This window comes from Paenibacillus sp. NPDC057886 (genome assembly GCF_042796655.1).
Taxonomy (GTDB): domain Bacteria; phylum Bacillota; class Bacilli; order Paenibacillales; family Paenibacillaceae; genus Paenibacillus.
The window spans coordinates 1-12,762 of the sequence record NZ_JBHVMZ010000007.1 but is presented as its reverse complement, the minus strand read 5'-3'; the positions used below and the strand labels follow the sequence as shown (position 1 = coordinate 12,762).

Here is a 12,762-nt window from a genome sequence, read left to right as displayed (position 1 = left end):
AGGGCCGAGTGAGTCAGTTAGTACAAAAATTGAATGAGTCAGCTCAGAAGTCTTCCGGATCAGAAGAGATATAAACCACTCGGTTATAACTGAAAATGAAGTTCTGAAGCAAGGGCGTTCCTGGATTATATCGTTTACTTTTGTCTTTGACGAACAGGAGCTGGCTTGCGCAGAGATCTCGCTGTCCAGGCTTTTCGATAACGGTACAATACCGCTGCAATCAGCAGCAGTCCAATACCCGCCCCGATGTACGCTGCATATTGATGTGCCAGGTGGAACACGGCGTTCCACTGGGGTCCGAATATTTTGCCAATACCCAGAAATAACAATACCCAGAACAGCGCGCCTGAATAGGCATATAGTGCGAATTTTCGAAAGGGAACAGCAGCTATTCCTGCGAAATATCCGGTGAAATGCCTTACACCAGGAATGAAATAACCAATGAAAATCAGAGCATTGCCATACTTGGCAAACCACTTTTGCGTCTTATCGAGCTTGTCCTGTTTCATCAGAAACCATTTTCCATACCGTGTAATGAACGGCAGACCTGCTTTGGCTCCAATAAAATAGGTGATGGTCATGCCAATCGTTGTTCCCATAAAAGCCAAGATGGCGAGGATGCCAAAGTCCAAGTGTCCTTTGTAAGACAGGAATCCTGCGTAAGCCATAGTTGTTTCTCCCGGAAAGGGAAGGGCGATGAACTCCAGTAACAAGCCAAAAAACAAAACGCTGTATCCGTAGGACCCAAACAGATGCTGGACCTTCTCAAGCAATTCCAATAGTTTCACTCTCCTGAATAGGGTGGGAGCATAACTTCTCTCCATGGTGTTTTGTTCACGATCCTACCTGTCCATTATGCTACCTAATCCGAAGCGAAGAATCAATCACGAGCCATCCCAAATTGTGAAAATTATAAAACAAAATCGCGTCTTTTTTCACCGCGTCCTCCATATAATTCTAACAAATCTGCTGAAGTCTATCAGCAAATTCACTAGAGACGTTGGAGGTTGATTCGTACATGGTAACACCAATACATACATTTTTATCTGGAAAATGGTCTGTGCTTATACTTCGCATTGTGGTACTGCTGTGTATATTCGCTGCATCGGCAGGCACAACTTACGCATCTTCTGTATCGAGCACTGATGCGCCCGCCTCCAAAGAAGAGAATCCCCAAGACAAGGTAGTCTATTTGAGTTTTGACGATGGACCGGGTAACCATACCCGTGAAGTATTGGATATTTTGCGCAAAGAGCAGGTTTTGGCTACATTTTTTGTGCTTGGTGAGCAGGCAGAACGTTATCCTGAGATGATCCGTGCGGTTGTGGAAGATGGACATGCTTTGGGCAATCATACGTTTAATCATAATTATGAACAGCTGTACAGTGATTTCAAAGTGTTTTGGAAGCAGATCAAACAGACAGAGGCAGTAGTGGAGCGGATTACCGGATTTCGGCCGAATCTGGTTCGTGCACCGGGCGGTACCTACGGACATTTTGACCAGAGTTATTTTGATCTGATGAAATTGGGCGGCTACACCGTGATGGACTGGAACGTAGACAGTGGTGATTCCAAAAGGAAGGGTGTTCCGGCCAAAGAAATCTTACGCAATGCTACCAAGGTGCCTGCCGGAGCGCGGTCGGTCATTGTATTGATGCATGATGGAGGAGCACATGCCGAGACGGTAAAAGCATTACCTGGCATTATCAAGTATTACCACGATCAGGGTTTTCGTTTTGACACGATGAAGGCCTCGGATCAGCCTGTTCAATTCCGTATTGATTCGAATGGTAAATACAAGTCACGGAAGGCTCCGGGTACGCAGTGGATCGCAGAAAATGTACAGGAGAACAGCAACCTGTGGTTGGCTGGCAAGGAACTGAAGGTTGAAATCTGCTTGGCAGCAGCTACGTTGAAGCAAGGAGAATTTCGCGTGGAAGATCAGCGGATCATGGTGCCTTTGCGGACCTTTATGAAAAAGTTCGGTGGTAGCACTCGCTGGGATGCAGAGACTCGGACAGCTACAGCCATATGGAAAGACCGAACCATCCAAGCAGACATTATCAGCAGAGAACTGACAACGAAACGTGCAGGTCAGATGAAGGATAGGACGACAGAGGGAGTCGTGCAGAGCCAGGGAGGAACGATCTGGGTTCCGCTACGGGAATTGATGGGGCATATGGGAGTAACCGTTGATTCACTAAAGGCGAATGAAAAGGAATGGATTGTGAGAGCCAGCGTTCCTCTGGCAGCAGCGAGCAGCATGTATTTGGATAAATTGATCTGAATAAAGTCGTTCGTGCAGGACTATTCTCTCTACTTCCGGGCAACACTGAATCATAGATTAGTATGGTTCAGGAATGCCGATGGATGGAAGGAGATCAGGAGAAATGTCTTATACCCGAATGGAACATGAGCACGCCGTAGAATTGCTGAATAGAGTTATGAAGCGAGTTGAAAGTGTGATCATTGGCAAAAAACAAGAGATTCATTATGTGTTAACTGCAATGCTTAGTGGAGGTCATGTACTTCTGGAAGATGTACCGGGTACAGGCAAAACGATGCTGGTTCGCGCCGTCGCTTCTGCGCTGGATTGCTCCATGGGACGAATTCAGTTCACGTCGGACGTGATGCCCGCAGATGTAACGGGCACGTCGATGTATCATCCGCATACGGGAGAATTCAAGTTTCGGCCAGGACCCGTCATGTCCAATATTGTTCTGGCTGATGAAATCAATCGCGCTTCCCCTCGTACCCAGTCGGCACTTCTGGAAGCGATGGAGGAACGACGCATTACGGTGGATGGCACAACCTATGCTTTGCCGCGCCCATTCTTTTTGCTGGCGACGCAGAATCCGTTGCAGTTTGAGGGCACCTATCGTCTGCCTGAAGCGCAGCTGGATCGTTTTATCATGAAGATTGGACTGGGGTACCCTGATCCGGAGCAGGAAGTCGAACTGTTAACCCGGATGCAAGGCAGAGAATTGCTTGATGAACTTCGCCCTGTCATGCTTGCTGAAGAAGTCGTAGCCATGCAGCGTGAAGTAAAACATGTACATGTTGACCCTGTTGTTAAACAGTATCTGGTTGCCGTTGCCGTGGCTTCCAGAAGTCACCCGGCGGTAAGACTGGGAATCAGCCCGCGCGGAACATTGGCCTGGATGGCTGCTGCACAATCGTTTGCTTACCTCCAAGGACGCAGTTATGTCATTCCCGACGATGTGAAAGAGATGGCTGTACCAGTCCTTTCTCATCGCATTCAATTGAAAGCCCAGAACAGAGCGGAAATCTGGGCACAGGCGCAAGTGATTCAGGAAGCTCTGTCATCGGTCCCTGTACCTGTACAGATGGCGGCACAGAGAAGGGGACGGCGTCAATGACTGCGCTGGGTCAACGGATGTTGGGTGCTGTCCTGGTCGTGGCGTTTACCTCTCTATATGTATGGCATGGCGGGAAAGCAGCGCTTTTTCTGTCTATAATCGCCGCCTTGATGCTCGCAAGCGCGCTGATTCTCCACTTTTTCGGTCCGCGCAATATTAACATCCGGCGGCAAATGCATGCGAATCGAGTTGTGGCAGGCGAAAGAGCGCGGGTGGCGGTGGAACTGAAATTCGACTGCCCGATTCCACTGTTATGGATCATTCTGTGTGAGAATACACCTGCTGGCGTACACCGTAAATTACTATTTCCGGGAACCCGTCGCCAGTTTACGTATCAATATGAATTATCGGGTTTGCGCAGAGGTATATACAGATGGGAATCAGGCAGATTGTACTGGGGCGATGTTTTCGGATGGAATACGGCCTCTGCAGAGATCGTGAATCATACCCCGCTAATTGTTGTTCCTCAAGCAACGGAATGGGGCGAGAATGATCCCGGAGAATACTCGGCAATGGGTGAAGATGCGCTGTCTGAGCGAAGAAGCAGTCAGGGGAATCGCAGTCCTGAGTTTCGGGAATATCAGCAAGGGGACCCACTGGGGCGAGTTCATTGGAAAAGTACAGCTAAAACGGGGCGGCTTCAGACTTTTTTGCCTGAAACCTCCGATTCTGTCTCGTTGGGCATACTTGTGTATGAAGGTGCATCGGGTTATGAAGTAATGCAGTCAGAGAAGAGGGTTACGCCTTCTTTTGAACGTGCGGTCCGTGCAGCTGCCCGTTGGATTCATACCGCTGAGCGGGACAACATTCCTTATCATCTGTGGACGGAAGGCGGTGGGTCAGGATCTGCTCATCAGGAGAAATGGAAACAAGAACTCCTGCACTCCCCTGAAAACCATGCGCTGGACAAGCTGGCGCAGGCACGAATTTCCACGGCGCAAGCTGTATCTACGTCGCTTCGTACAGAGATGTTGGACAGGATGGCGATTGGGTCACGAATTGTGATTCTCACCGGCAGAATGGATGACGTTCTGGTGGAGTGGGTAATGTGTGCAATCGAGTTGGGGTACAGGATAGAGGTTCAGTTAACTGAGTTCATGGCTGGAGAAGATTCATCACATATATCATTAGCGGAATCGCCCGGCAGCAATTTGGCTCAGAAGCTAGGAAATCGCGGTGATGCGGTGGATACCACTGTAGATGATGAGAACACACAGTCCATTGCAACGGATCGAACCATTCATGATTTGAGCAATGAAAGTCTGGAACAGCTTCGTCAAAGAGGAGTACAGATTCATTGGATCACAGACGGTTCTTTACCTTCAATGAGAAAGGCGGAGGTAACGGATGTGGGAGCATAATGGAAACCCTCAGGCAGATTCCACTGTTGCTGACAGGGGGTATACCGCCAGTTTGGTAATAGAGTCTGTGCATTCCATATATAAAGCTGAAACAAGAACATCTGGAGTAGATTTGAAGAATCATGGCCAAAGTTCGGAGCCTCTCCTTTACAGAATCGGTCTTTCTGCCATTTTGCTTATATTGTCCCTGGAGTGGATTTATCCGGTTACGTCAACGGGTCAGCAGGGCAGTGAACGATTCTTGTCCGTGATGGCGGGATTAACGGGGGCCTTGCTGCTTGCAGGGTTGCTTCGTACCGGCTGGATCATGGGAATACTGATTAGACTTTTCATTGCTCTAGCCGCATTATGTTGCATGTATGGAGGTAATGACCCTGCCGGTTGGGCAGCTACGTATCCGGCCACTCTTCCTGCGGATATGGGCAGTTTCATGAATACCTGGCGTTTCCACTCGATTAGTGTGGAGACAAGAGGGCTGCTCATGATGTGCGGTTGGAGCATGCTGATGGCTTCTGTGCAATCGCTTGTACTGCTGCGAAGAAGTGTGATGCTTTTTGGCAGTGCAACATTGGTCTATTTGCTGCTGCTTGAATCCTTTGCCGGGCTGGATGTATATGCTTCGGTGATACGTTCTGTGCTGTGGATTCTACTCATTCAGGCCATGCTACAGTTGCTTCGCCTTAATGGCGGGGTCACCACCCCGATCTTTAAGCAAAGCCCTTATGGTCGTTGGTGTACGGTAACGCTTGCGGTGTCGGCAGGTATGGTACTTTTCTCAGCGATCCCTGGTCAGCTTGCTTCCATTCCTCCACCGGAACGTATATCCCTTGAGCAGATGGGTGAGCGGCTTGCCCGCTGGGCAGGCTATACACAGCAAGGAAGTATTCCTGCTGCAACCGCCGTCACAGGTTATAGTACAGCGGATGCACCGATGGGCGCTCCTTTGTTGCAGGGAGACACGATCTTTTTTACGGCGAAAAGCCCGGAAGCTACGTATTGGCGGGGCGAGACCCGTTCATATTATAACGGAAGCACCTGGAGTGATCCTGTGCAGAGCTTTGAGACGGCAAGTCCATCCGGATTGGTTCGTACCGATGGTTGGGAGTACCCAGCCTATTGGCAACGTATTCGTCAAACCGTGACGATGAAGCGAGATTGGAGAGGACCCACTCCCCTCTTCACAGGTGGAATGCCACTCAATCTTTCGTTTCAGGATAAGAACAGTGATAATCAGAAGAACAAACGTTTACTGCTATCGAATGAAGATTCCGCAACGTTATGGCTGGCGGGTACTTATGAAGATCAACCCGTCAAAAGTTATACGGCAGATGTCATGATTCCCGTGGCAACACCTGAGCAACTACGCCTTCTAGGGAAGACGTCCAGAATGAAAGATCCGGCGGCAATTCGCAGAACGTATCTGCAGCTACCAACTACGCTTCCCGGACGCGTGCAGGCTCTTGCCAAGGAAATCATTCAGGGAAGTGAGACCCGTTATGATGCTGTGCAGGCTGTAAAAACTTACCTTGCTGACCACGCAAAATATACGCTGGATACCCGTATGCCACCGCGTGGAACGGATTTTGTGGACGATTTTCTATTCGTTACGCGGCAGGGATATTGCAACCATTTCTCGACAGCTATGATTGTACTGCTGCGTGCAGAGGGCATTCCGGCACGCTGGGTTAAGGGGTTCGGACCCGGGGAAGCGGATGCGGACGTCTCCGGGCAATACATCATAACCCAGGGAGATGCACACTCCTGGGTAGAAGTGTATTTCCCAGGCGCGGGCTGGATGCCGTTTGAGGCTACGCCAGGCTTCACCATGACGCAGGGTGAAGGCCAAGACGCCGCTGCGCTCAGCGGGCAGCAGCCCGTTGCCGTAACCCCGCCGCAGACGGACGGCGGGGTGGCTCGCGCGGGCGCATGGCTGCTCGCCCGCGCACGGGCTATTGCCGCACAGCCATGGCTCGCGGCAGCCCTTGCGGCAGCGGCGCTGCTGTGCGCCGCCGGGGCCGTGCGCATGCGGCGGCTTCGCCCCGCGCTGCGGCTAAGGCTGCTGCTGGCGTGGCCGCGCAGCAGCTTTCCGGACCGCGAGCGGCTGCTCAGCGCCGCCGCTCCGGTCTGGGCCGCGCTCGCGCGCCGATACGGCCCGCGGCCGCCGGGAATGACGCTGCGCGAATATGCAGCGTCACCCGCCGTGGCCGCCGGCACGGACGGCGCGGACATCGCGCGGTTTGCAGCCGACTGGGAACGGCTGCTGTACGGGCCGGACCGTCCGCTGCGCGCGGACAGTCTGGACTTCCTGCGCCGGGCACTTCATCTGGCCCGGCGCATGCAGGCGCTGTAACACGAAGTACAGCGCAGCGCTAAACATAGACGCCTTTCGCCCTATAAAGCGAACGAGGCGTCTTTCCGCGATCATACACCGTGAGCTTCATGGGGAAGATCTCTTTTATGATGAAAATAGAACATTAACCTTTTTCTTATATTTCCGATCGGGAAATATATAGAATGGAGGCAAGAATATTCGACCAAATACCGTATTCTCTGGCGTTGAATATGCCATGTTTTGAGATGTCGGAAAAAGGAGTTTCGCCTTTCCTTGACGGTATGTTTTGTCGTTGCGTATAATTAGTTTCATTAATTGAGGGAGGCACGGTAATGAATAAGCAAAATGAAATAGTGGTTGTCCTTGACTTTGGGGGCCAATACAACCAGTTAATCGCCAGAAGAATCCGGGATCTCGGCGTATACAGCGAGCTTTTGCCGTATAACACACCGGCGGAGAAAATCGCAGAATTATCACCAAAGGGAATCGTGTTCTCGGGTGGACCATCTAGCGTTTACGCAGAAAATGCACCACACGTAGATCCGGCCGTTTATGATCTGGGATTGCCAATCTTCGGAATTTGTTACGGTATGCAGCTCATGGCGCAACAGCTGGATGGTAAAGTGGAGCGTTCTGAGAAGCGTGAGTACGGTAAAGCGGATATTGAGTTTGCACCAGGTGCTGCTCTTGCCCAAGGTATCGAAGGTGAACATACGGTATGGATGAGTCATGGTGACCACGTGGTTGCTCTTCCTGCAGGATTCAAACTGGATGCAGGCACGGAAAGTGCGCCAATCGCAGCGATGAGCAACGATGAGCGCAAATTGTATGCTGTTCAGTTTCATCCGGAAGTACGCCACTCTGTTCGCGGTAATGAAATGATCAAAAACTTCCTGTACGAAATCTGTGGTTGTGAAGGCAACTGGAGCATGGAGACGTTCATCGAAGATACGATCAAAGATATTCGTGAAAAAGTGGGCGACGGTAAAGTATTGTGCGCACTTAGCGGCGGTGTGGATTCTTCCGTGGTTGCTGCATTGCTTCACAAAGCCATCGGTGACCAACTGACATGTATGTTTATCGACCATGGTCTGCTGCGCAAAGGCGAAGCGGAGAGCGTAATGGAGACGTTCGTCGGCAAATTCGACATGAAAGTTGTCAAAATCGATGCACAAGAGCGTTTCCTGTCCAAACTGGCAGGCGTGGATGATCCGGAACAAAAACGTAAAATCATCGGTAACGAGTTTATTTACGTATTTGACGAAGAGTCCAAGCAGTTTGATGATTTTGAATTCCTGGCGCAAGGTACACTGTACACGGATATCGTGGAAAGTGGCACAGCGACAGCTCAAACCATCAAATCCCACCACAATGTGGGCGGATTGCCTGAGGACATGAACTTCAAGCTGATCGAACCACTGAGTGCCTTGTTCAAAGACGAAGTGCGTAAAGTCGGCGAAGAGTGCGGTCTGCCAGAAGCAATCGTATGGCGTCAGCCGTTCCCAGGTCCGGGTCTAGCCATCCGTGTACTGGGCGAAGTAACTGAGGACAAGCTCAAAATCGTTCGTGATTCGGATTACATCCTGCGTGAAGAAATTATCAAAGCGGGCCTTGATCGCGAGATCTGGCAATACTTCACGGCCCTGCCTAACATGAAGAGTGTTGGGGTTATGGGTGACGCGCGTACGTATTCCTACACTGTAGGTATCCGTGCCGTAACGTCCATTGACGGTATGACAGCTGACTGGGCACGTATCCCTTGGGACGTATTGGAGAAAATCTCCGTACGGATCGTTAACGAAGTGGATAACGTAAACCGTATCGTGTATGACGTAACTTCCAAACCACCAGCAACGATTGAGTGGGAATAGAAGTTATCTATCCAGATTTAATAACAAGAGATCGGAGTTTCCGTCAAAGGAGCTTCGGTCTCTTTTTTCTTTTCACTCCACAAGTAGAGCGGATGGTGGTATAACGATGAATCTCTGAATTTTTAATCCCTTTTTTAGGTTCGTTTCAGATTGTTTTCATGTCCGGCTTGTACACTGAGTACATAATACGGCTATATGGCAACTGAAAGGAGAATTGAATGTATGCGTAAAACCGACAATATGAGCAAATGGAAGATGGGCATTGGAAGTGCGTTTCTGATGGTGATGCTGGTAGGATGCGGCTCGGGTATGCAAGACTTGGCTCTTGGTGCGGGGGATTCTTCATTTGTGAACTTAGAGGCAGCAGATTCGTCTTCCGATCAAGCCCAGAGTCAGGAATTGTCTGAGGGATCAACCGATAATACAGGTCAGGAACAACAGCAGGCACAGGACGTGCTTCAGACAGAGATTTAGAATATATGGCATAGGACCTATCATGTAAAAAAATGAACTAGTAACCGTAGCAGCCGGCACTCTATACCTAATCTTTCGAATATCCAAATACATGATCCTCATCACATAACCATCTTCTCGGTAACCCATGAAGCTACCAATCAAAGTGTGCGTGCCGCCTTTGACTGCGGTAGCTTTTTGATTTGTGAAACCTCATTTTAATTTGGGTTGTAAACCGCTAAACTGGTTCATTTTGTTAAATAATACGAACGATTTATATGATAAGTGATAATAACATTCGTTTTTCTCATTGACAAACTAGAGGTAACCCTCCTAAAATAGTGATTGGAAACACACAAATAGCGCATACTACTTCGTATAATCCCGGGGATTGGCCTGGGAGTCTCTACGAGATCACCCTAATGATCTGGCTACGAAGAGGAGCAGGCTGAGCACATGAATTCTACATGATTGCGTCGGGCATGACATCACGCACATTAGAATTTTTTTTGTTCTCCGTAATTGGACAGTGCCACTCCTCATCAGCTAAAACCCTGGGTGATGCATTCATCTTCAGGGGTATTTGTCGTTTTTCAATAAGGCTTCAACATCTCTAAGGAGGAATTAGTGAATTATGGATCGTTTCTTTAAACTAAAAGAAAACGGAACAAACGTTAGAACGGAGATTGTTGCGGGTCTTACTACCTTTATGACAATGGCATACATTCTTTTCGTAAACACGTTGTTCTTGGGATCGGCCGGAGCCGGTATGTCGGACAATGCAGTATTTTTTGCAACAGCCGTAGGTGCTGGTTTGATGACCATCATTATGGGATTGTTTGTTAACATTCCGATCGCTCTTGCACCAGGTATGGGTTTGAATGCTTACTTCATGACCGTAGTTCTGAGTTCCAACGGTGCGATTTCCTGGCAGGCAGCTCTCGGAGCCGTATTTATCTCTGGTATCGTGTTTATTATTTTGACAGTGACCAAAATTCGTCAGATGCTGCTCGTTGCAGTTCCAGACTCATTAAAGATGGCAATCACAGTTGGTATTGGTCTCTTTATTACCATCGTTGGTTTCAAGCTGGCTAATCTGGTCGCTGTAACCGTCAATGTTGCACCTGATGCGGATCTGAGCCAACCGATTCCGGGCAGCAGTTTTAATCTCTCTTTGGGTAATTTCATTACGCATCATGATGCATTACTCGCACTGATTGGACTGCTCATTATTGCTGTACTGATGGTTATGCGCGTCAAAGGTGCACTGCTAATCGGTATCATTGCCACAACGTTGATTGGTATCCCCATGGGCGTTACGAATCTCAGCGGTTTGTCCGGTGCAAGCTGGCTGCCTAACTTCAGCGATCTGGCGGTTGGACAACTGGATTTGAAAGGTGCAATTAGTCTTGGATTGTTTGAAATCATCTTCATCTTCACCTTTGTAGAGCTGTTTGACACATTCGGAACGATGGTGGGTACAGCAACACGGATGGGGATTATGAAGGACAAGAAGAAAGGCGAGAAAACAATTGGTAAAGCAATGCTCGTCGATGCAGTGGGTGTAAGTGCAGGGGCTGCACTGGGTACAAGTACAATAACTGCTTTTGTTGAAAGTGCCTCTGGCGTCGAAGCTGGTGGACGTACAGGTCTGACCTCTGTAACGACAGGTATTCTGTTTATCCTGGCTTTGTTTATTGCTCCGCTGGCATTGGTTGTTCCGTCCGCTGCAACAGCTCCGGCATTGATCATCGTGGGTGTCTTGATGATGAGTCAGGTTCGCAGCATTGAGTGGGATGACTTCCTGCAAGCTTTCCCGGCGTTCCTTACAATCGTATTGATGCCTTTCACTGGAGGAATTGCAAACGGGATTTCCGCAGGGATTGTATCCTATGTAATCTTGGCTGTATTCAGTAACCTGGTTACGGAGCGCAAAGTGAAGATACACTGGCTTATGTGGATACTGGCTATCATTGTTATATGCCGGTATGTATTTATCGGTGGAGAATAGCAGTTTGACTGAATGAATTGGATCAGTTACTTATGAAGTTTTTCTTATTATACAAATGAAAGAAGCGGAAGCCTTGGTACACTAACGGGGCTTTCGCTTTTTTGTTTCTTCTATAATATGTAGCATGGACTTTAAAAGAAGGGACAGGAGACACTTTGAAATGTTCTACGTAGGGGATATTCTTGATCTGTGGGAGATCGAAATCGACTTTCTTCTATATATAAAGGAGGAACATGCATGAGTTATGATTTGATGGTTTTTGATCCAGCCAAAGCTCCAGTTGATAAAGCGTCGTTTATGAGATGGTATGGTGAGCAGACAAAGTGGTCGGAGGACCATTCCTATTCAGACATTAAGGTGAGCTCAGAGCAGCTGCAACGTTTTTACGAAGAGCTTGTTCTGACATTTCCTTCTATGAATGTTGACGACGATGTGTTTGAAGCGATGGAAGAAGCGGGAACAGATAATCGATTAACAGAATACTCGCTTGGAAAAGAAGTGATTTATGCTGCATTCGCGTGGTCTGTTGCGGAAGACGCCTATAAAGTGATGCGTGAGTTGGCGAGGAAACATAACGTTGGTTTCTTTGATGTAAGCGGCTCAGATGGTGAGATCATCAGACCCTGATGTGTATACTTAAATAGCAAACTTGAAAAGCGGCACGACGAGGATTAAATAGCAACATCTACATTTCATGAAAACGGGAGCGGAAACAACCGATCCTGTTTTTTTGGTTTTATAAATGATTATGAATTGGACAGTTAGGTGTATCTGAGCGGATTGAGGTGAGTTAACAGCAAGCTGGATATATCCAGCTTGAAAGACATTCTACTATATATAATAGATATTGGTGTAATGTGAGAGAGTTGCTATTCTCCCGAGTTTGAAAAGGTAGTTGCTGCTGCGGGATGAGTATCGTATAAGGGATAATAGGGATAGGGAGAAAGAAGAGAACTGATCAATAATATTTTGAAAATAAAGCTTGCATTCGAAATCTGTACATGGTATATTCTAATTCCGGACAAGAAAACACGAGAAACACGGTGCGGCAAGCGAAACAACTAAGCTTCGAAAGAAACTTAAAAAAAAGAGTTTGCAAAGTTGGTTCGGATGTGATAAGATATAAAAGTTGCTGAGGTAAACAACACCCGGCGGTGAAACAAGTTTGATCTTTGAAAACTGAACAACGAGTGAGTAACGATCTTGCTTGCAAGATCGACGCTGGAAAATCGGTACAAGCCTTCAGGCTGTATGATTTCGAAGCAAAATAAATGAGATTTTTAATCTCGTCAGTTTCAAAATGAGCTTATCGCTCTTTTCAATACTTTATTGGAGAGTTTGATCCTGGCTCAGG

General features: G+C 48.2%; 9 protein-coding genes and 1 riboswitch. Of the genes, 8 read left to right on the top strand and 1 reads right to left on the bottom strand.

Annotated features, from left to right (window positions below; genetic code table 11):
- Positions 1-134: 134 nt before the first annotated feature.
- Entirely contained in the window at positions 135-779 is a 645-nt protein-coding gene (locus tag ACFVQB_RS23010; RefSeq protein WP_379444523.1) for a DedA family protein, read from the bottom strand.
- Positions 780-1,018: 239 nt separating this feature from the next.
- On the opposite strand from ACFVQB_RS23010, the gene ACFVQB_RS23005 reads away from it, so the two are divergent.
- From ACFVQB_RS23005 to ACFVQB_RS22970, 8 genes are all read left to right on the top strand, one after another.
- Positions 1,019-2,287: a polysaccharide deacetylase family protein gene (locus ACFVQB_RS23005; RefSeq protein WP_379444520.1), complete on the top strand. Its 1,269-nt coding sequence runs from the start codon at positions 1,019-1,021 to the stop codon at positions 2,285-2,287.
- A gap of 103 nt (positions 2,288-2,390) precedes the next feature.
- Positions 2,391-3,380, top strand: a complete 990-nt coding sequence (locus ACFVQB_RS23000; RefSeq protein WP_379444516.1) for an AAA family ATPase — start codon at positions 2,391-2,393, stop codon at positions 3,378-3,380.
- Positions 3,377-4,741, top strand: a complete 1,365-nt coding sequence (locus tag ACFVQB_RS22995; protein WP_379444512.1) for a DUF58 domain-containing protein — start codon at positions 3,377-3,379, stop codon at positions 4,739-4,741. The genes ACFVQB_RS23000 and ACFVQB_RS22995 overlap by 4 nt, the downstream gene beginning before the upstream one ends.
- Positions 4,728-7,091, top strand: a complete 2,364-nt coding sequence (locus ACFVQB_RS22990) for a transglutaminase TgpA family protein (protein ID WP_379444509.1) — start codon at positions 4,728-4,730, stop codon at positions 7,089-7,091. The genes ACFVQB_RS22995 and ACFVQB_RS22990 overlap by 14 nt, the downstream gene beginning before the upstream one ends.
- A 314-nt stretch (positions 7,092-7,405) precedes the next feature.
- Complete coding sequence (gene guaA / locus ACFVQB_RS22985) at positions 7,406-8,944, top strand: glutamine-hydrolyzing GMP synthase (protein ID WP_163761555.1); 1,539 nt, start codon at positions 7,406-7,408, stop codon at positions 8,942-8,944.
- Positions 8,945-9,166: 222 nt separating this feature from the next.
- Positions 9,167-9,418: a hypothetical protein gene (locus ACFVQB_RS22980; RefSeq protein WP_379444504.1), complete on the top strand. Its 252-nt coding sequence runs from the start codon at positions 9,167-9,169 to the stop codon at positions 9,416-9,418.
- 333 nt (positions 9,419-9,751) lie between these two features.
- A riboswitch (purine riboswitch) is annotated at positions 9,752-9,851 on the top strand.
- 180 nt (positions 9,852-10,031) lie between these two features.
- Positions 10,032-11,408 carry an NCS2 family permease gene (locus ACFVQB_RS22975; protein ID WP_024630796.1) on the top strand — a complete coding sequence of 459 codons (1,377 nt, stop codon included), beginning with the start codon at positions 10,032-10,034 and terminating at the stop codon, positions 11,406-11,408.
- A gap of 237 nt (positions 11,409-11,645) precedes the next feature.
- Positions 11,646-12,035 carry a hypothetical protein gene (locus ACFVQB_RS22970; protein WP_379444501.1) on the top strand — a complete coding sequence of 130 codons (390 nt, stop codon included), beginning with the start codon at positions 11,646-11,648 and terminating at the stop codon, positions 12,033-12,035.
- Positions 12,036-12,762: the final 727 nt, after the last annotated feature.